This is a genomic window from Arthrobacter sp. lap29, from assembly GCF_032458965.1.
GTDB lineage: Bacteria > Actinomycetota > Actinomycetes > Actinomycetales > Micrococcaceae > Specibacter > Specibacter psychrochitiniphilus.
This window is the reverse complement of sequence record NZ_JAUCEK010000003.1, coordinates 181,917-200,387: the sequence shown is the minus strand read 5'-3', so window position 1 is coordinate 200,387 and position 18,471 is coordinate 181,917. Positions and strand designations below refer to the sequence as shown.

Below are 18,471 nucleotides of genomic sequence, written 5' to 3'. Positions count from 1 at the left end.
GAACGGTTACAGAGCCTCTTCCTGGCACGGTTTGGTGTGATGCAGACACCGGTTCGAAACCCAGGCGGAGGCTCTCTGCTTTAAGCCTTGCCGCATGTGGGTGTGAGTGCCGGGCTTGGACATTCCTGCGAAACTAGCGAGTACCGTAACAATTTGAATTTCATATTCAGAAGATGTGCCGCGAAGGTGCCCGGAATCATCAGTCATGATCATTCAAAGGTAACAATGGGCGGAGCTATTTCCCTGCCATTGCAGTGATGTAGGCCCTCTTGTGAAGCAGATCGGCAATCTATAGTGCAAGCAATTGCTCCACTTAATATCTTTATGCCCGGATTGCTCCGTTGCCCCGCAGGAGATAATGGTGCTTTCGCGTACCTTTCAATCCATCAGGACTTTTCACTCTCATCAGGGGGAACCACCTACATGCAAGCATCCACGCGCGCATTCGTTAAACGCGGAGGTGCGGCCTGCGCCGCAGCTGCCGTCTTGTTGGGTGGCAGCTTCAGTGTCGCCACAGCAGCGCCCACGGCTGAACCGACCTCTGCCTCAACCATCGCTGCCGAGGCCAGCTACTCTGCTACGCCTTCAGCAACAGGCTCTGACACAGCGGCCCTGCCCAGCGGCCTGGCCGAGGCGCTCGACCGCGACTTGAACATGAGTGTTGATGAGTTCAACGCCCAGGGGGAACTGGCCGCCAAGGCCAGCGACGTGCAGGCCGCGGTTGCCAAAACTGACCCGGCGGCAGTTATCTCCATCACTGGGGACACAATCAACGTCCACGCCACTCCCGCTGGCGCCGCTGCAGCCAAAGCTGCCGTCGACCCCTCCAAGATCACCCTCAGCTCGGTTCCGGCGGCTCCACTGTCCTCAAGAACTGATGCCACCAACATCGATGCTCTTTTGGCCGCCTACATCAGCGAATTTGGTGTAGCAAACCTGCAATCCATCATGACCAACGAAAATGGCGGGTTCGTCATCCGCACCGGCGAACCAGCAAGCAGCGGAACCGCTGCCAAGGCTCGCTCGTTCTCTGCAGCGGCTAAGCCCTCGGTGACTGACTTCGCCGCCACGTTTAGTAATGTCACAGTGGAGACCGCAGCAGGTCCCGCCACTGCCTTGGCAACCGAGGTTACCAACGGACAAGGCTATGCCGCCTTCTCGGAAAAGGGTGGCGCTGCCTGCTCCATTGGCTGGAACGGCTTCAACGCCACAGGCAAAGCAGCCATCATCACAGCCGGTCACTGCGCCAGGGATGGCGCAGCTAAGCTAACGCTCCTGACAAACCCTGAGACCGAGCCCGCAGTAGGTGGGCCCGGCGGCAATCTAATTGCATCCCTCGGACTTTTCGGAGCGTCACAGTTCGGCGGCCCCGGCAACAGCCGTGCCACGGCCCCAACCGACTGGGACGAAGACCCCAACAAAGTCAACAACATTGGTACCGACGTGGCAGTCATTGACGTTGGCCCGCTAGATATAGAAGGGTTACCAGACGTAGCGCTGAACCAGCTACCGAAGGTCACCAAGTGGACCACGCCGGCCAACCCCAAGGACGCCGGCCCTGCGGTGACCAGTACTTCCGACGCCATTGTGGGTGCTGCCATCTGTAAATCGGGGCGTACTACAGGTTGGCGCTGCGGGACTGTTTCCGGCGTTGGCGCTTTCCTTGTGCAGGGCATCAATTTTGCTGCCGATAAGACCGATGTCCGTGCCGTGCGCGGCTTCGGTTCTACCAACCTGACGTCCGATCAAGGTGACTCCGGAGGATCAATCATTTCCGGCGGCACCGCAGTGGGTATGATCAGCGCAGGGGACCCAGGCAAGGTCACCTACGGCGTCAGCCTGACGGACGCCTTGAAGCACACTGACGGTTACACCGTGAAGATCTTCCTGGAGACCCCCAAGGTCACCACCACCGCTCCGGTATACCGCGAAGGCGCCGTCACCGGCACCGTAACTGGCGCCCCCGCAGGCACCAAGGTCACCGTCACCATTGACGGCGTCGAGACCAAAGCAACAGTCGGCACCGAAGGCAAATGGAGTGTCAAGGCCCCGAACAAGTTCGGCACCTTCTCCGTCACCGCGCAGACCACGAACGGCTACAGCACCTCGGAAACTACCGAGGCTTCCATTGAGGTCATCAAGGAGACACTGGCCGCACCGGCCATCACCTCCCCCGCCGCTGACAGCAAGGTTCTCACCCCAGCCACCACCCTTGCCGGCACCGGCAAGGCTGGTGCCACGGTTGAACTGAGCGGCGATGCTAAAGGTACCGCAGTGGTTGGCGCTGATGGCAAGTGGTCCTTCACCCTCACCCCCGGCTTGGACGTCGGCAACTACACTGTTACCGCCAAACAGACGCTAGAGGATTGGAATGACTCCACATCTACCAGCAGCAGCTTCTCCGTTGTACTAGCCGCCCCGGCCATCACCTCCCCGAGCAATGGCCAGCAGTTCGCCTTCAACGAGGGTCCCAACGAAATCACGGGCACCAACATTGAAGGTGCCACCGTCAAGGTCACCGTAAACGGCAAGACCTACGACGCCACCGTTGTCAACGGCGCAGGGAGCGTTGCCTTAGGCGCCAGACTGGCCATGGGCACGTACGCGGTCACAGCAGCACAGGAAGTTGGCGGCACATGGAGCGTTGACTTGGGGTCCCAGCTGGCCAGCGGCACGTACACCGTCACAGTGGTACAGCGCGTGGATGACCTCGATTCCCTGACGGCCACCTCCACCTTTACGGTACTCGCTGAGCCGAAGCCGGAACCGACCACTCCCCCGGCAACACAGGCGCCCACGGCGCCCACCACAGCTCCGACAGCAGCACCGACCACCGCGCCGAACAATAACGACCTGGCCAACACGGGCGCATCCAGCTCCCTGCTGGTACTGGGTGGAGCCGGCGGATTGCTGCTGCTGGCAGGTTCAGCATTCCTGCTGATTCGCCGCCGCAACAACGCAGGCTAATAATCACCTAGGCAATAGGCTGTCCATGCACTACAAATACTGCCGGACCCACACGGGTACGAATGTAGGCTGTGGGTCCCGTTCACTGTGGACGGGACCCATAGCCGTTAACCGGAGGAACAATGAACACCAAGAAGATCTCCTCAATAGTCCTCGCAGCCACCATGGCAGGAGCCCTCGGCATGAGTGCATGCAAACCCACCCAAGGACAAGAATCCCCCGCGGCAAGCCAGCAGGCCAGCCCCGAAGAAAGCAACACTTTATTGGCGCTCAATGAATCACTGCGCAGCGAACTCGGCGACGCCTACTCGGATTCCTGGATTGAAGGGAACCAACTCCATGTTGCCGTGACCACGGAAGCCGCCGCAGCGATCGTGAAGGCCGCTGGCGCCATCCCCAAACTCGTCACCATTGATGCGGCACAACTTGAAACGGCACTGCAAGCGGTCCTGGCCTGGCGAAACACGCTGCCCACGGAACAAGGCGCCGCCATCCACAAGGTCATCCCCGACGGGCGCACGGGAACCGTCACCGTCTTTGTTGCCCCCGACCAGCTCAGCTCCGTCGAGGCTGCTGCCGCCGCCGCGAAACCTGCCGGGGATGTACCACTGGTCTTTAAAGAATCCGCCGGACTGGCGTCACCGCTTTAGGCCGGGCAATGGGAGCCGTCACGGATTCGCTCGCTAAGATGACACCATGATCCATACATTCCGGGCGGATGACGCCGTTGAACTTGCCGTCCTTGAACGCAGCGGCTTTGTAGAATCCCGGCACATCGGCTCGGCCGTGGTGTTGGCCGGTGACGGATCAATAGTGACCTCTTTGGGAGACGTCAGCGCCCCCATCTACCCGCGTTCGGCCGCGAAACCACTCCAAGCCCTCGCCGCCATGCAGGCCGGGGTTCCGCTACGCGGGGCACAAGTGGCTGTGGCTGCCGGCAGCCACAGCGGTTCCCTCCAGCACATGGACCTTGTCGAAGGAATGCTCAAGACGGCTGGACTGACAGAAGCTCATCTTGGCTGCCCCGCTGATTGGCCCGGCGATCCGGATGCCCGCGCCTGGCTTGTCCGCACCGAACGGGGCAAATCCAAGCTTGCCATGAACTGCTCAGGGAAACATACGGCGTTTCTCTGGGCGTGTGTGGAAAACGGCTGGGACCTGGACGGTTATCTGGAGCCTAACCACCCCATGCAGCGGGGCGTGCGCACCGTGATGGAAGAGTACACCGGCGAAACGGTCCGCCACACAGGAACCGACGGCTGCGGCGCTCCCGTCATGGCAGTCTCCCTGACAGGTCTCGCCCGGGCCTTCACCACCTTGGCCAAGGCTCCCTCAGATAAAAACGCAAACGCCCGGGCCGCCACCATTGCAACTTCCATGCTGGATTATCCGTGGGCTGTTCAAGGCCATGGCCGGCCCAACACCGTGGTCATGGAGGAACTCGGTGTCCTTGCCAAGCTGGGTGCCGAAGGAGTTTTGGCTTTAGCTGCCCCCAACGGGGCCAGTGTTGCCGTGAAGATGCTCGACGGCAACGGCAGGGCTGCAACTCTTGTGGGCCTGACACTATTGGCGGCAAGCGGCGCCCTGGACATTCCCGCCGTAGCGCAGGTGCTCGGCAAAGTGGTTCCTCCGGTTTTGGGTGGAAGCCACCACGCCGGCAGCCTCCGCTTGGGCCAGGCCGTCAGCGCCCTCCTGGACTAACGCCCCGGGCCCGCTCGGGCACAACCCAGCCACCCAATCTGGCCCGCCCAACCCAGCCCACCCGGCGTCGAACACCACCATCAAAAACCGTAGGAGAGACCATGGCAGCCCGGCGCCGCATCGATATTGCCGAGGGAAGCGCCGCTCTGAGCGCGTGGCGCGGCGGCGAGCACAGCCGCCCCGTCACAGCCATGGCCGTGCGGTACGCCTTGGAAGAATTGGCCGCGCGCGCCCCAGGGAACTCCGTGGAGGTGCGCGTGCCGCCCTTCGGGGTGACCCAGTGCATCGCCGGACCGCGCCACACCCGAGGCACCCCGCCCAACGTGGTGGAGTGCGACGCCGCAACCTGGCTCGGGCTGGTGAGCGGCACCCTCAGCTGGGCGGATGCCGTGGAACGAGGCCAGGTGGCGGCCTCCGGATTGCGGGCCGATCTCTCCGGCGAACTGCCCCTGTAGCGAACTTTCCGCCCTCGCAGGGCATTCCAAGCTGCGCCGGGTACCCTTAAGGCATGACTTCCCAGCCTGAAACCACCTCCGGAGAGCCCCGCAAACTGACAGTGCGCCGCGCCCCGAAGTATGTCCCGTTCATGATTGCCGGCGCCTTGGCAGGCGTTGTTACAGCGGCCATTTTTACCTTCATGGCACCGCCCAGTGAAGAATTTGAAACCTCCAGCATCTTCGGCTTCTTCACCGTCCTGCTGCTGATCCCAGGCGCCACCCTTGGCGCCGTCATGGCCCTGATCTTGGACCGTCAGGGCCGGCGCCGCAGCAAAACTCTCCTAGCAGCTCCGCTACCCGATGACCACAGCAACGCGGAGGCCGAGACCGCCTAGGCCCGTTTGGCGCCCGCATGCCCGTGCGCGCGTACGCCCCGCGTGCCCGTAAGCGCCGGGACCTAGCACGCATTGCGCGCACTTGAGACCCGGTTAGAGCGAGCCGAATTTACATGAGATAATTTTCTCGTGGCACGCGGAGACGGAAAACTATCCCATGATCTTTTACCCGGCGAAAAGGGACCTCAGGACGCTTGTGGCGTTCTGGGCATCTGGGCACCCGGTGAAGAGGTTGCAAAACTAACCTATTACGGGCTGTATTCATTACAGCACCGTGGGCAGGAATCGGCTGGCATCGCAACGAGCGACGGCAAGCGGATCAGTGTGTACAAGGACATGGGGCTCGTATCCCAGGTCTTTGACGAACCCACACTGAACACCCTGACCGGACACATGGCTGTGGGCCATTGTCGATACTCCACTACGGGTGCGGCCAATTGGGCCAACGCTCAGCCCACCTTGGGGGCAACCGGTAGCGGCACCGTAGCACTGGCGCACAACGGCAACCTGACCAACTCTGCTGAACTGCATGAGATGGTCATTGCCCAGTACGGTGTTCCCACTGCGGGTGAAATGGCTCAGGGAAACACCACCGATACTGCGCTGGTCACCACCTTGCTGCGTGGCAAAGAGGGCTCCTCTCTTGAAGAGACTGCCATGGAATTGCTGCCCAAGATCCACGGCGCGTTTAGCTTTGTCTTCATGGACGAGCACACCCTGTACGCCGCACGTGACCCGCACGGCGTTCGCCCGCTGGTTCTGGGCCGCCTGGAAAGTGGTTGGGTAGTGGCCTCCGAGGACGCCGCCCTGAACACCATTGGTGCCTCGCTGATCCGTGAAATCGAACCCGGTGAATTCATCGCGATCGATGAAGACGGCGTCCGCACCCAGCGCTTCGCCCCGGCAACCCCTGCCGGCTGCGTTTTCGAGTACGTATACCTGGCCCGCCCGGATGCCACCATTGCCGGCCGCTCCGTTTACGAGTCTCGTGTGGAAATGGGCCGCCAGCTGGCCCGCGAAAGCCACTACAACGCCGATCTGGTCATTCCCGTCCCGGAATCCGGGACACCGGCGGCCATCGGCTATGCCGAACAATCAGGCATCCCCTTCGCCCACGGCTTCGTGAAGAACGCCTACGTTGGCCGTACCTTCATCCAGCCCAGCGATACCTTGCGCAAGCTCGGCATCAAGCTCAAGCTCAGCGCCCTTGAATCCGTCATTCGCGGCAAACGCATTGTGGTTGTGGATGATTCAATCGTCCGCGGCAACACTCAGCGCGCCGTGGTGCGCATGCTCAAGGAAGCCGGCGCCGCCGAGGTCCACGTGAAGATCTCTTCACCGCCCGTACGCTGGCCATGCTTCTACGGCATCGACTTCGCCTCCCGTGCGGAGCTGATTGCCAACGGTGCAGCCGTGGATGAGATTGCCAAGTCCATTGGCGCCGATTCCTTGGAGTACATCTCCGAAGACGGCATGATCAATGCAACCAATCAGCCACGCGAACGCCTGTGCACGGCCTGCTTCACGGGCACGTACCCCATTGAACTTCCCTCCAGCGACCGTTTGGGCAAGAACTTGCTCGAGCGCACCAAGGCTGGCAACGCCACACCCTCCACCGGTTGCGATCCGGGCCCTGACTCGGAGCTGGAAAACATCCTCACCGAGCAAGACCGCACCGCATCCAACGGTTCTTAGAGCATTCCCTAGAAAAGAGACGCCATGAACAACGCCTCCCATGATTCGGCTGCCCCGGCAATCACCTATGCCAGCGCCGGTGTTGATACCGAAGCAGGCGACCTCGCCGTAGAACTAATGAAAGAAGCCGTCAAGGCCACCCACGGTCCATCCGTTGTAGGTGGTTTCGGCGGGTTCGCCGGCCTCTACGACGTCTCCAAGCTACTGACGTACAAGAGGCCACTGCTGGCCACCTCCACCGATGGTGTGGGGACCAAGGTTGCCATTGCGCAAGCCATGGACATCCACGACACCATCGGTTACGACCTTGTGGGCATGGTCGTCGATGACATTGTGGTGGTTGGTGCCGAACCGCTGTTCATGACCGACTACATTGCCACCGGCAAGGTTGTTCCGCAGCGCGTGGCTGACATTGTGCGCGGCATTGCCGGGGCCTGCAAGGTTGCCGGAACTGCGTTGGTTGGTGGCGAGACTGCCGAGCATCCCGGCCTGCTGGCCCCGGATGAGTACGACGTCGCAGGTGCTTGCACGGGTGTCGTCGAGGCTGATTTGCTGCTTGGTCCGGAACGGGTGCGTGCCGGCGATGTCATCATCGGCATGGCGTCCTCAGGTTTGCACTCCAACGGTTACTCACTGGTTCGCCGCGTCATCAACCACGCAGGCTGGGCCCTGGAACGTCAAGTTTCGGAGCTGGGCCGCACCCTGGGCGAGGAACTACTGGAGCCCACCCGCGTCTACGCAGCCGACTGCCTGGATCTGACCCGCTACCTGCCGGTCACGCAGGAAAAGGCTGTTCACGGTTTCAGCCACATTACCGGTGGCGGCCTGGCTGCCAACCTGGCGCGCGTGCTGCCGCAGGGCCTCATCGGCACGGTTGACCGCTCCACCTGGAGCCTTCCTGCCATCTTCAACCTGGTTTCGCAGCTAGGCAACGTGCCGTTGGCCGATCTTGAGCGCACGTTGAACCTGGGTGTGGGCATGGTTGCTGTTGTTTCCGCCGATGCAGCGGACGCCGCTGTGGAGCGCCTGAACTCACGTGGCCTGCCCGCGTGGGTTATGGGCACCGTGACGGCTGAGTCCTCCGACTCGGATAAGTCAGGTCCGGATTACACGCAGGGCGCCAAGGGTGTTGATGGCGGCGCCGTTCGCCTGGTTGGCAACTACGCCCTGTAAGTTTTTTCGGGAAATGATCCCGATCCCGCTTTCTGACACCAGAATTCCGGTGCCAGAAAGCGGGATCGGGATCATTTTTTTACTGGAGCGATTGGGAACAACAAAATCCCCGCACGTCACACCAGCAAATTTGCGGTGTGTCATGCAGGGCTTGTTGCGGATGGTACTTTAGACGGTCCTAGCCAATGCGGCGGGTGTCTACCTCATCGTCATCAAACGGATCCGCATACTTGTCTTCATATGCCGAATAGTCCGGCTCTGCAGGAATCTCAGTGTGATGGCTCGGGGCTCGCCGAGTAGTCGCACCAAGCTCTTTTTGCAGAGCAGAATAATCAGTGTTCGGGGAGTAATACTTAATGTCCCGAGCCTGCTTGGTTGCCTTCGCCTTTTGACGGCCGCGCCCCATGGCGTGACCCCCTTTTACACTTGGACCGGAGGTAGTCGCTCGGGCTAAGAGCGAGGCTCCGGAATATTCGGTCAATTTGTCGTACTTCTAGATTACATTAGTTCTGCGCCCTCCGTGTCCGCCTATGGGCTGTTCTGCCCATAGCCAAACAGTGCATTAGCCTTAAAGCGCAGTCATTATTCGGTAGAGTCACGTATAGACCGTACTTTTTGCCAGGTCAGGGTGCCTGAATGCTCGCGAAAGCGATTGCTCTACGTGGCACACTCCCACTTCAATCCATAGTTTTTGTGCCACTTTTGGACGCAGCACGGAAGGTTAGCCCCATGAACGAGAGCAGTAACGCCAACGAAGAAGGCGCTCCACAAGGCCCTCCCCCTGAGCATGGTCAGCCATCCGCCGCGTCCGCTTCTGAAGAAGTCTCCGGTTCCGACTACGAGTTCGCGGAACCGCAGCTAGATGCCGCCATCATCAGCGAAGACGTTGTTGAGAGCGCGGATCTCGAAGCTGCGGAAAAAGAAGCGGCCCGCGTTGAGCATGAGGCACAGCTGGCAGCCCAAGGTGTTGCTACCGGTCTCGGGGAGAACGCCACGCCCATCCCGGACTTCCGTAACGCACCCACTCACAACCCCTTCACTGAGCCCACTGCCGCTCATAGGCCCGAGATGGCCGAGTCACCCGCTTCCACCCTGAGCCCAGAGGTGGCCGCTACCTCTGGGAGCAACGAGGAGGCTGTGCCGAGTAAAGGAGCTGAGCCGGCCGAGGTGGCTGAGCCGATTGAAGGAGCTGAGCCGGCCGAGGTGGCTGAGCCGATTGACTGGGACAGCGCCACCACTGTGCTGCGCACAGACTTCAGCCAACCTCCGGTCTCGAACAATCCTTGGTCGCAAGCAGCAGAATCCAAGAACGAGCCTCTGCTTTCCCTGGATAAGCCGGACGTACCCGCCAGCTTCGAGCCACCTGCTCCAACCCAGCCTCCGGCTTCAGCGGAGCAGGGTCATGCCCCTGCATCCCCCGGCGAACCGCTCGGCGAACAGCTACCAGCCACGCCGGAACATGTGCAGGGCGACGCCCAGCCGGCTGCCGAGTCCGCAACAGTTGCGGCCCCGCCAACCCCACCACACGTTGGTCCAGGCATTGCCGATGGCCACGGCTGGCGCCGCCCGGAAACCCCGTGGCAGCAGTCGGCGACGCCATGGCAGCCCAAGGCTGGCGCCTGGCAGTCTCCTGCCCAGATGGCGCGCGGCGAAGCCGATGCAGCAGCGGCAGCTGCTGCTGCTGCTGGTGCTGGTGCTGGTGCGACTTCAGTCCCGTCCATCCCCGATGTACCCTTAGCCGCTCCCCCGGCCTTTGGCCAGCAAAACCCGTATGGGCAGCCCGGCGCTCCGGCGCAGGATCAGCCCAACGGCGCTGCGGCCAACCCTTACGGCCAAGCTGGCACTCCGGGGCAGCAGCCTTATGGGGCACCATCCCAGCACGGTGTACCCGCTTTCGGTGGTGCCCCGCAGGCTGGACAGCAAGCCGGGCCAAGCTTACCACCCGCACCAGGTCAGTTTGGCGGTCCCCAGGGCCCCCAGGGACCAGGTCAGTTTGGCGGTCCCCAAGGACCAGGCCAGTTCGGCGGCCCTAACGGACCCGGTGACGGAGGCAACAAGAAGCTCTTCATCATTTTGGGCATTGTCCTGCTTGGCCTAGCCTTACTGGGCTTGCTGGGTTGGCTGCTAGTTAGTTTTCTGGGTACTATCTCCAAATCGGACCCCGGCAGCGCTCCAACCACAGCCCAGTCGCAGGAACAAAAAGTTAATCCCGGGGCTTCTGGTGACCCCGCACCCGGAGCTGACCCCGGCACGGATGCGGACGTGATCTTGTCTCAGGTTTCACCGCTGAAGTGGCTTGAAGGCGACTGCCTCCGTGGCTTCACGAATGCTTCCTCTCCCGCTGATGTGGTTTACTGCGACAGCCCTCACGGCGCCCAGCTGGTAGGGGCCTACTACTACGGCGACGGTGACGAGTTCCCTGGTGTAGATGCGCTCAAGGCCAAGGCTGGGGAAGTCTGCTCCGACGTCCAGCTGACCACGGAGGCAGCCACCATCAAGACGCTCAAGCAGATGTCGGCCTACCCAACGGAAACCACCTGGAAAGACTCGGGCGATCGCCGAGTGGACTGCCTGGTTCTCGACACACGTGGCGGCAACCCACTGAAAATCTCACTCACCGAGTAAAGCAGCGAAACCCCGCTGGTTGAGATTGACGAAACCTGGTTTCGTCAATCTCAACCAGCGGGTTACAGACTCAACCAGCGGGACGGCTCTGGCTATTTCCGGCGCAGCGTCAGGCCAGCTCCCGCAGACGAGCCCATGCCCAGTTCGTCGAAGTCAGCAGCAGTATCCACCAGGACGGTGTCGCCGTCGACGATGGAGCCAGCCAGGATCTCCTTCGCCAACCGGTCCCCGATCTGGCGCTGCACAAGACGGCGCAGCGGCCTGGCACCATAGGCGGGGTCGTAGCCTGTCAGCGCCAGCCATGCCTTCGCGGCATCCGTAACCTCCAGGCTCAGACGCCGTTCGGACAGGCGAGCGGACAACGCCTGCACCTGCAACTCAACAATTCGCGAGAGCTCCTCCACAGTGAGCGCATCAAACATCACAATCTCATCGAGGCGGTTTAGGAACTCGGGCTTGAATGAGGCCTCCACAATGCTCATCACCGCCCTGTGCTTCTCGTCATCGCTCAGAGTCTGATCCACCAGGAACTGCGAGCCAAGGTTGGACGTCAGCACAATGATGACATTGCGGAAGTCCACCGTGCGGCCCTGACCGTCGGTGAGCCGGCCGTCGTCGAACACCTGTAGCAGGATGTCAAAGACTTCCGGGTGAGCCTTCTCCACCTCATCCAACAACACCACTGAGTACGGGCGACGGCGCACGGCCTCCGTCAGCTGCCCGCCCTCGTCGTATCCCACGTATCCGGGAGGGGCACCCACCAGACGTGAGACGGAGTGCTTCTCCGAGTACTCAGACATGTCGATGCGGATCATGGCGCGCTCGTCGTCAAAGAGGAAGTCGGCCAGCGACTTCGCCAGCTCCGTCTTACCCACGCCCGTGGGGCCCAGGAACAAGAAGGAACCAGTGGGCCGGTCGGGGTCGTTGATGCCGGCACGGGCGCGGCGGACGGCGTCGGACACGGCGGTCACGGCAGCGCTCTGGCCGATCAGGCGTGAGCCCAGGACCTGTTCCATCTGCAGCAGCTTCTGGCTTTCGCCCTGCAACATGCGCCCGGCGGGGATACCTGTCCAGGCGGAAATGACCTCGGCAATATCGTCTGCCGTAACCTCCTCGGCCACCATCAACTCTGCCTTGTCAGCGGACTCCTCTTCAGCGGCGGCCGCCTCCAACTCACGCTGCAGCGCCGGAATTTCACCGTACAGAATGCGTGATGCCTGCTCGAGGTCGCCATCGCGCTGGGCCTTGTCCGCCACGGAACGCAGCTCATCAAGCTTCGCCTTCAAATCACCCACGCGGTTCAGACCAGCTTTTTCAGCCTCCCACCGCGCGTTCAAACCGCTGAGCTCCTCCTTCTTATCCGCCATGTCAGCCCGCAGGGCTTCCAGGCGCTCAATGGAAGCCGGGTCAGTCTCCCCGGACAACGCGAGCTCTTCCATGGTCAGCCGGTCCACGGCGCGGCGCAGCTGGTCAATCTCTTCCGGCGCCGAATCAATCTCCATGCGCAGCCGGGACGCAGCCTCATCCATGAGATCAATGGCTTTATCAGGCAGTTGGCGGCCACTGATGTAGCGGTTGGACAGGTTTGCCGCTGCCACGAGGGCGGAGTCGGCGATGGCCACCTTATGGTGTGCCTCATAGCGTTCCTTGAGTCCGCGCAGGATGCCGATGGTGTCCTCAACGCTGGGCTCGCCAACGTACACCTGTGCAAAGCGGCGTTCCAGAGCCGGATCCTTCTCAATGTTTTGGCGGTATTCATCCAGTGTGGTGGCGCCGATCAGACGCAATTCCCCGCGGGCCAGCATGGGCTTGAGCATATTGCCAGCATCCATGGCGCCTTCAGAGGCACCTGCACCGACCACGGTATGAATCTCATCGATGAACGTCACAATCTGACCGTCGGAGGCCTTAATTTCCTCCAGAACTGCTTTCAGACGCTCCTCGAACTCGCCGCGATATTTGGCTCCGGCCACCATGGCGGACAAATCAAGGCTAATCAGTGTCTTCCCGCGCAGCGATTCCGGCACATCTCCTGCCACCATGCGCTGGGCCAGGCCCTCCACTACCGCGGTCTTGCCCACGCCGGGTTCGCCAATGAGCACGGGGTTGTTCTTGGTGCGCCGGCTCAGCACCTGAATGACTCGGCGGATCTCAGCATCACGGCCAATCACCGGGTCAAGCTTGCCGGTCCGGGCAATGGCTGTCATGTCAACGCCGAACTTCGCCAGCGCCTCGAAGGTATTCTCCGGATCAGGCGTGGTGACCTTACCGTCGCCGCGCACGGAAGGCAGCGCGGCGTCGAGCGCGGCCCGGGTGGCACCGGCTTGGCGCAGGGCACTTCCCGTCGCTCCGGCGTCGTCCGCCAAACCCAACAGCAGATGCTCGGTGGAGACGTAGCTGTCCCCCATGCGTTCGGCGGCCTGCTGTGCGCCCTGGACTGCGATCAAGGTGTTGCGGCTGAGCTGAGCCTGCGCCACGGAGGTCCCGGACGACGACGGGAGGGTGCGAATGGCGGCGCTGGCACCGACACTGACCTCATCCGGGTCTACCCCGGCGGCCTTCAGGAGCGCAACGGCAACGCCTTGGCGCTGGTCCATGAGGGCCTTCAGTAGGTGAGCGGGCTCTACCGCCGGGTTCCCGGCAGTAGAGGCGTTCATGGCGGCGGAGGAAAGAGCCTCCTGGCTCTTTGTGGTGAATTTGGCGTCCAAGAGGGGTCCTTTCATCGGTTGGTAACTCACTGCTCGTAAAGTTGAGTCTACTACGCTCAACTTGTTTCTTGTGGAAGTTATTCCACTGGTTTTCCCATGGGCGAAATTGCTCTTGACCTTGACGCTGCGTCAACCTCTACAGTGGATTCTATGGAACTTTCAATTCAGGAACTGGCCGTCCTAACAGGTGTCACGAGCCGCACGCTGCGCCACTACGATGCCATTGGACTGCTGCCGCCGAGCCGGATTGCTGCCAACGGGTACCGGCACTACGACCAGGGCGCCCTGGGGCGGCTCCAGCGCATCTTGCTGCTGCGCGAACTGGGACTGGGTCTGCCGGCAATTGCCGCGGTGCTCGAGCAGGAAACCTCGCCCGCTGCAGCGTTGCGCTCCCATGTGGCGTGGCTGCGCACCGAGCAGAAACGGGTGGCACGGTTGATAGTTTCCGTCGAAAAAACCATTACAGCAGAGGAACAAGGAGAGGCGATCATGGCACAGGACATGTTTGACGGCTTTGACCACACCCAGTACAGGGACGAGGTGGAGCAGCGCTGGGGCAAGGAGGCGTACGCCAGCTCCGACGCGTGGTGGCGGGCGCAGGATGCCGCAGGTCAGGTGGGATGGAAGGAGCAGGTGGCGGCGTTGAACCACGACTGGATTACTGCTTTCTCCAGCGGCGTTTCGCCGGAATCTGACGCGGCGCAGGAGCTGGCACGGCGCCACGTTGAGTGGTTGAGTTCAGTTCCCGGCACGCCGGCGGCAAAGGCTGCCTCGGCTGCCGATGTTCGCGGTTATGTGCTGGGGTTGGCGGAGATGTACGTTGCCGATGAACGTTTCGTAGCAAACTACGGCGGGGCAGAAGGGGCGGCATTTGTGCGGGATGCCCTGACGGCGTATGTGGAGCGGGAGTTTCAGGGCTGAACGCCAGGCGCTAGGCTCGGACCATGCCCATCGAGTTCACCGCAATGACACCCTCCGACACCGACGAGGTGGTCCGTTTCCTGGCGGGCAATCACTTCCCTTTCCATGTTCAAGCCACACCGGAAGCTGCTTCCATTCGCGCCAGCATTGAAAAGGGCCGATTTTGGAACCCCGACACCCAAGGGTATTAGGTCACGAATAACGGCGAGCAAGTCGGCATGGTTGCACTGGAAGATCTTAAAGAGGGAGCTGCACCCCTCTTTGATCTCCGCCTTGACGAATCGCAACGAGGCAAGGGCCTTGGGCTGGCAGTCCTTCGCGCACTGTGCAAACTTGTTTTCACGTCCATGCCGGAGACAGTGCGATTCGAGGGACAAACCCGCGAAGACAACATCGCAATGCGGAAAACCTTCATCCGAGCAGACTTCCTCAAGGAAGCGCACTACAGACTGGCGTGGCCTACAAACAGCGGCGGCCATGTTGCCTCCATCGCCTACGCCATCCTGCGATAAGACTGGGAGAGCGGCACCGTGACCGGGTTTGATTGGGAAGACATCCTCATTTAGCCAGTTGCTCTCCCGTGCAACAGGATCCCCTACCAGGGGTCCAACTGCGCCTGCGGATCCATAGGGCCGCGCCCGGCCAGCCACGCCATGAATGCACGACGGTTGTTGGCGGAGCCAAGCCGTCCGGAGGCGGTGTCAAGCACAACCTGCAGGTCCCAGTCAACGTATTCATCAGGCCAGTCCGCCGGCGTATACCCCCGTCCAAGATCGACGTGGTGCATCTCCACTTCACGGAGCCTGTGGGCGGGGCAGGCCGCTGCCCCGTAGTGTCCTCCACCGCGCAGGTGCACATTGGGCCAGCCCGCCGCGGAACATTGGGAGAAGACGTCCTCCAAGTTCGCCATGCTGGTTTTGAGGTCAGCAAGTATCTCCACCGCCGGGCGCACGGCGCCAGCTGCAATCTCGCTACTGCGCTGCTCGGGTCCGTTTTCATACTTCGGCACGTCCAGACCGGCCAGTGAACCGGCCAGGCGCCGCGCGTGGGCGTCTGCGTTGCGGGCCAGATGGGTCAGAACATGACCCACGGTCCAGCCTGGCAGCTGGCTCGGGGCCCGTACGTCCCCGTCACCTAGCCCTGACACTCGAAGCATCAAGCGCTGTTGCGCCGTACGGCACAACTGGGCCGCACGCTCCGGGTTTTCCTCAAGATTCATACTGGCGCAACCTTTCGCGGGTTCTCAGTTCCGGACCCAGGGCAGTTCCATGCCGCGGGAGGGATTGATTTCGGTGAAGCCTACCTGCTCATACAGGCGCCTGCCCGGCGGGTCCGCAATCAACGTGATGTACGGGTCTTCCGGAGCGTGCGCACGAATGTGTGCGACCAGCGCATCGATGACTTGGCAGCCCAGTCCCTGCCCTTGAAATTCAGGCAGTGTGGCCATGTCAGCGATATGGAAGTACCAGCCGCCGTCGCCAATGACGCGGCCCATGGCCACGGCCCGGCTGGTGGCCCTTTCCCGAATATGGCAGAAGAACCAGCTGCCGGTCAGTGCAGCGGCACCTTGCTCGGGCGTCTTTTGTGAGAGTCCAGCATCCTTGCGCTGGGCCAGGTAATCCTCGAGGGCAGGCGGCCCTGCCACCCATTCAACTGTGCTCATCGGGTCCATGTTCTTGGCTCCCATTCTTTAAGACGTTTTCGCCATAAGCGCTCACGCGCTATGGCGGGACCGGGCGGCTCTTAGCGGGGCTTGCGTGCCGTCCAAATCATGTTGGTGCCCATAAATTTCGGTTTCACGGCAACATCGGTGAAGCCGGCCTGCTCGAAGCGCAGTTTCAGCGCCTCGGGAGTCAAAAAACCCAAGGTTGAGTCAACAAGATATTGGTAGGCCTCACGGTCGCGCCCAATGACGGTGCCGAGCGTGGGGATGACAACGCGCATGCCGGTGCGAATGAACGGGGCAAGAATGCCGGCAGGAGGCGAGGATTCCAGCGCGACGACAACGCCGCCAGGCTTCAGAACACGGAACTGCTCGTTCAGGACCCGGTCCAGATCGCTCACGTTCCGGAGCAGGTAACCGTGGGTGACGCCGTCGAACTCGGCATCCTCAAAGGGGAGCTCATGGGCGTCAGCAAACTGCCATTCGATGCCTTCATTGCCCTCCCCTGCACGGGCAACATTGAGCATGGATTCGGAAAAATCAGCACCCACAACGGTGCTATCAGGACTCTGCGCGAGCACGGCCCGGGCAATGACGCCTGTTCCCGTGGCCAGGTCCAGGAATCTTTGCCCGCCGCGGCCGGTGGCGTAAATGGCCACCTCACGGCACCAGCGCCGGTGCGAACCCAGTGTCATGAGCTTGTTCATGAGGTCATAACGCCGCGCGATGTTATTGAATGTCGCCTGGACGCTGGAGTCTTCGTTTCGCATAGCCGCCGGTCTTCACTTGAATTATTGGACTAAAGGAAAGTCTATGTGGGGCGGCTGCAGTTCACGTCACCGGCATAAGCTGAGTCCATGATCTTCATCGATCCGCCCTACTGGCCGGCACACGGAACAGTGTTCTCTCACCTGATCTCAGACACGTCCGTGGCGGAGCTCCACACCTTTGCCGCCGCCAACGGCGTGAGCGAGCGAGCCTTTGACCTGGACCATTACGATGTCCCGGAGCGGCTTTACAACGCTCTCGTGGAGGCTGGGGCCACACCGCTCTCCGGAAAAGAACTGGCACGGACCCTGGCCGCGTCCGGTCTGCGCATCAAGGCGAAATACCGGGTCAAGTCCGTCGCTTCTGTGCTCGAACGCCGCTGGCAGGCGCTCATGCCGGGGCAGGCGAACTTGGGTGTTGAGCTGCTGGGCCGCTGGAATGAACCCCACCGCAGCTACCATTCCGCCACCCACCTGCTGGCGGTTTTGGAGGCCTTGGAGCTGCTGACCGAACGCCGCGTCCTCCGGACGGTGGCCCTTGCGGCCTGGTTCCACGACGCCGTCTACAACGGCAGCGCCACCGATGAGGAAGGCTCTGCTATTTTGGCACAGGCGTGCCTTGAAGGCGTTTTGCCGGACACCGACGTGGCTGAGGTAGCTCGACTCGTGCGACTGACCGCCACGCACTCCCCCGCACCCGGAGACGACGCCGGCGCACTCCTGTGCGATGCCGACCTGTCCATTTTGGGCGCAGCCTCCGAGCACTACAACCGCTACGTTGCGGGCGTTCGCAGGGATTATACCCACGTCCCGGACGAAGAATTCACAAAGGGGAGGGCCGCCGTCGTGCTCCAACTGCTAACCCTTGACCCACTGTTCAGAACGGCAAAGGGCAGGGAATTATGGGCAGAACAGGCCCAGGGGAATCTCTCCATGGAATTAGCGCACCTGAATCAAATAATATCCGAGAAGAAGGAATCCAGTACCCCATGACAGATTTCAGTTCCCTGCCCATCTGCGAATTCGCATTCCCGGGCCCGCTGCGGGACCAGCTTGTGGCAGCCGTTCTTGACGGATCCAAGACATCCACCACGGCCACACTCATTGAGTATGAAATTGAGCAGGAGGAACTGCCGTCCGTGGGGCTGCAGGAGGTGGTGGTTGACTCGGCAGGGAAGGGTGTTGCCATCATTGAAATGACGGAAGTCCGCCAGGCCCGGCTGGCCGAAGTGGACCTGGCGCACGCCGTAGATGAGGGCGAAGGTTTCACCACGGTGGCCCAGTGGCGTGCCGGCCATGAGGAGTTTTGGCATTCCGCGGACATGCGTCAGGCCATGCAGGACCCGGAATTCACGGTGAATGATGACACCATACTGGTACTCCAACGCTTCACGGTCATTTCGCGGCTACCCTGACGCC

17 protein-coding genes and 1 pseudogene are annotated in these 18,471 nt (G+C 61.6%); 13 read left to right on the top strand and 5 right to left on the bottom strand.

Annotated elements, in window-relative coordinates:
* Positions 1 to 423 precede the first annotated feature (423 nt).
* The 7 genes from RY113_RS06445 to purM all read left to right on the top strand — a co-directional run bounded on the left by RY113_RS06445 (position 424) and on the right by purM (position 8,368).
* Positions 424 to 2,967: an LPXTG cell wall anchor domain-containing protein gene (locus RY113_RS06445; RefSeq protein ID WP_315913929.1), complete on the top strand. Its 2,544-nt coding sequence runs from the start codon at positions 424 to 426 to the stop codon at positions 2,965 to 2,967.
* A gap of 122 nt (positions 2,968 to 3,089) precedes the next feature.
* Positions 3,090 to 3,617, top strand: a complete 528-nt coding sequence (locus tag RY113_RS06440) for a hypothetical protein (protein WP_315913928.1) — start codon at positions 3,090 to 3,092, stop codon at positions 3,615 to 3,617.
* A gap of 46 nt (positions 3,618 to 3,663) precedes the next feature.
* Positions 3,664 to 4,668 (top strand): asparaginase, encoded by a 1,005-nt coding sequence (locus tag RY113_RS06435; protein WP_315913927.1) that lies wholly within the window; start codon positions 3,664 to 3,666, stop codon positions 4,666 to 4,668.
* Positions 4,669 to 4,769: 101 nt separating this feature from the next.
* The gene (locus RY113_RS06430) at positions 4,770 to 5,123 is read left to right on the top strand and encodes a sterol carrier family protein (RefSeq protein ID WP_110105175.1); all 354 of its coding nucleotides are present in this window, start codon (positions 4,770 to 4,772) and stop codon (positions 5,121 to 5,123) included.
* A 53-nt stretch (positions 5,124 to 5,176) separates the two neighbouring features.
* Positions 5,177 to 5,500, top strand: coding sequence for a hypothetical protein (locus tag RY113_RS06425; RefSeq protein ID WP_315913926.1), 324 nt, complete (start codon positions 5,177 to 5,179; stop codon positions 5,498 to 5,500).
* Positions 5,501 to 5,629: 129 nt separating this feature from the next.
* Positions 5,630 to 7,195, top strand: coding sequence for an amidophosphoribosyltransferase (purF, locus tag RY113_RS06420; protein ID WP_110105177.1), 1,566 nt, complete (start codon positions 5,630 to 5,632; stop codon positions 7,193 to 7,195).
* A 24-nt stretch (positions 7,196 to 7,219) separates the two neighbouring features.
* Positions 7,220 to 8,368, top strand: a complete 1,149-nt coding sequence (purM, locus tag RY113_RS06415; protein WP_110105178.1) for a phosphoribosylformylglycinamidine cyclo-ligase — start codon at positions 7,220 to 7,222, stop codon at positions 8,366 to 8,368.
* A gap of 178 nt (positions 8,369 to 8,546) precedes the next feature.
* On the opposite strand, the gene RY113_RS06410 is transcribed toward purM, so the two are convergent.
* The gene (locus RY113_RS06410) at positions 8,547 to 8,774 is read right to left on the bottom strand and encodes a DUF3073 domain-containing protein (protein ID WP_110105179.1); all 228 of its coding nucleotides are present in this window, start codon (positions 8,772 to 8,774) and stop codon (positions 8,547 to 8,549) included.
* A gap of 323 nt (positions 8,775 to 9,097) precedes the next feature.
* Here RY113_RS06410 and RY113_RS06405 point away from each other — a divergent pair, with 323 nt between their 5' ends.
* Entirely contained in the window at positions 9,098 to 10,993 is a 1,896-nt protein-coding gene (locus RY113_RS06405) for a hypothetical protein (protein ID WP_315913925.1), read from the top strand.
* A gap of 92 nt (positions 10,994 to 11,085) precedes the next feature.
* Here the strand turns inward: RY113_RS06405 and clpB are convergent, their stop codons facing one another.
* Entirely contained in the window at positions 11,086 to 13,701 is a 2,616-nt protein-coding gene (gene clpB, locus RY113_RS06400) for an ATP-dependent chaperone ClpB (RefSeq protein WP_315913924.1), read from the bottom strand.
* 150 nt (positions 13,702 to 13,851) lie between these two features.
* Between clpB and RY113_RS06395 the strand changes: the two genes are divergently transcribed.
* From RY113_RS06395 to RY113_RS06385, 3 genes and pseudogenes are all read left to right on the top strand, one after another.
* Positions 13,852 to 14,622 carry a MerR family transcriptional regulator gene (locus tag RY113_RS06395; RefSeq protein WP_315913923.1) on the top strand — a complete coding sequence of 257 codons (771 nt, stop codon included), beginning with the start codon at positions 13,852 to 13,854 and terminating at the stop codon, positions 14,620 to 14,622.
* Positions 14,623 to 14,645: 23 nt separating this feature from the next.
* Positions 14,646 to 14,813, top strand: a complete 168-nt coding sequence (locus RY113_RS06390; protein ID WP_245932064.1) for a hypothetical protein — start codon at positions 14,646 to 14,648, stop codon at positions 14,811 to 14,813.
* An 18-nt stretch (positions 14,814 to 14,831) separates the two neighbouring features.
* Positions 14,832 to 15,134, top strand: a pseudogene (locus RY113_RS06385) (GNAT family N-acetyltransferase); the annotation flags it as partial.
* An 83-nt stretch (positions 15,135 to 15,217) separates the two neighbouring features.
* On the opposite strand, the gene RY113_RS06380 reads toward RY113_RS06385, so the two are convergent.
* The 3 genes from RY113_RS06380 to RY113_RS06370 form a co-directional block, all read right to left on the bottom strand.
* Positions 15,218 to 15,841: a maleylpyruvate isomerase family mycothiol-dependent enzyme gene (locus RY113_RS06380; RefSeq protein WP_315913922.1), complete on the bottom strand. Its 624-nt coding sequence runs from the start codon at positions 15,839 to 15,841 to the stop codon at positions 15,218 to 15,220.
* 24 nt (positions 15,842 to 15,865) lie between these two features.
* Complete coding sequence (locus RY113_RS06375) at positions 15,866 to 16,285, bottom strand: GNAT family N-acetyltransferase (protein WP_315913921.1); 420 nt, start codon at positions 16,283 to 16,285, stop codon at positions 15,866 to 15,868.
* A gap of 80 nt (positions 16,286 to 16,365) precedes the next feature.
* Positions 16,366 to 17,055 (bottom strand): ubiquinone/menaquinone biosynthesis methyltransferase, encoded by a 690-nt coding sequence (locus RY113_RS06370; RefSeq protein ID WP_315913920.1) that lies wholly within the window; start codon positions 17,053 to 17,055, stop codon positions 16,366 to 16,368.
* A gap of 87 nt (positions 17,056 to 17,142) precedes the next feature.
* Between RY113_RS06370 and RY113_RS06365 the strand changes: the two genes are divergently transcribed.
* Positions 17,143 to 18,045, top strand: a complete 903-nt coding sequence (locus tag RY113_RS06365) for a DUF4031 domain-containing protein (RefSeq protein ID WP_110105183.1) — start codon at positions 17,143 to 17,145, stop codon at positions 18,043 to 18,045.
* Positions 18,042 to 18,467 carry an ASCH domain-containing protein gene (locus RY113_RS06360; RefSeq protein WP_110105184.1) on the top strand — a complete coding sequence of 142 codons (426 nt, stop codon included), beginning with the start codon at positions 18,042 to 18,044 and terminating at the stop codon, positions 18,465 to 18,467. Before RY113_RS06365 ends, RY113_RS06360 begins: the two co-directional genes overlap by 4 nt.
* The last annotated feature ends 4 nt before the right edge of the window (positions 18,468 to 18,471 follow it).

Bases quoted from the DNA above. Each gene is read 5' to 3' on its own strand.
- RY113_RS06435 (WP_315913927.1), top strand. From the start codon at position 3,664: ATGATCCATACATTCCGGGCGGATGACGCCGTTGAACTTGCCGTCCTT.
- purM (WP_110105178.1), top strand. From the start codon at position 7,220: ATGAACAACGCCTCCCATGATTCGGCTGCCCCGGCAATCACCTATGCC.
- RY113_RS06440 (WP_315913928.1), top strand. From the start codon at position 3,090: ATGAACACCAAGAAGATCTCCTCAATAGTCCTCGCAGCCACCATGGCA.
- RY113_RS06380 (WP_315913922.1), bottom strand. From the start codon at position 15,841: ATGAATCTTGAGGAAAACCCGGAGCGTGCGGCCCAGTTGTGCCGTACG.
- RY113_RS06360 (WP_110105184.1), top strand. From the start codon at position 18,042: ATGACAGATTTCAGTTCCCTGCCCATCTGCGAATTCGCATTCCCGGGC.
- RY113_RS06405 (WP_315913925.1), top strand. From the start codon at position 9,098: ATGAACGAGAGCAGTAACGCCAACGAAGAAGGCGCTCCACAAGGCCCT.
- RY113_RS06375 (WP_315913921.1), bottom strand. From the start codon at position 16,285: ATGAGCACAGTTGAATGGGTGGCAGGGCCGCCTGCCCTCGAGGATTAC.
- RY113_RS06430 (WP_110105175.1), top strand. From the start codon at position 4,770: ATGGCAGCCCGGCGCCGCATCGATATTGCCGAGGGAAGCGCCGCTCTG.
- RY113_RS06425 (WP_315913926.1), top strand. From the start codon at position 5,177: ATGACTTCCCAGCCTGAAACCACCTCCGGAGAGCCCCGCAAACTGACA.
- RY113_RS06445 (WP_315913929.1), top strand. From the start codon at position 424: ATGCAAGCATCCACGCGCGCATTCGTTAAACGCGGAGGTGCGGCCTGC.
- RY113_RS06370 (WP_315913920.1), bottom strand. From the start codon at position 17,055: ATGCGAAACGAAGACTCCAGCGTCCAGGCGACATTCAATAACATCGCG.
- RY113_RS06410 (WP_110105179.1), bottom strand. From the start codon at position 8,774: ATGGGGCGCGGCCGTCAAAAGGCGAAGGCAACCAAGCAGGCTCGGGAC.
- RY113_RS06365 (WP_110105183.1), top strand. From the start codon at position 17,143: ATGATCTTCATCGATCCGCCCTACTGGCCGGCACACGGAACAGTGTTC.
- RY113_RS06390 (WP_245932064.1), top strand. From the start codon at position 14,646: ATGCCCATCGAGTTCACCGCAATGACACCCTCCGACACCGACGAGGTG.
- RY113_RS06395 (WP_315913923.1), top strand. From the start codon at position 13,852: ATGGAACTTTCAATTCAGGAACTGGCCGTCCTAACAGGTGTCACGAGC.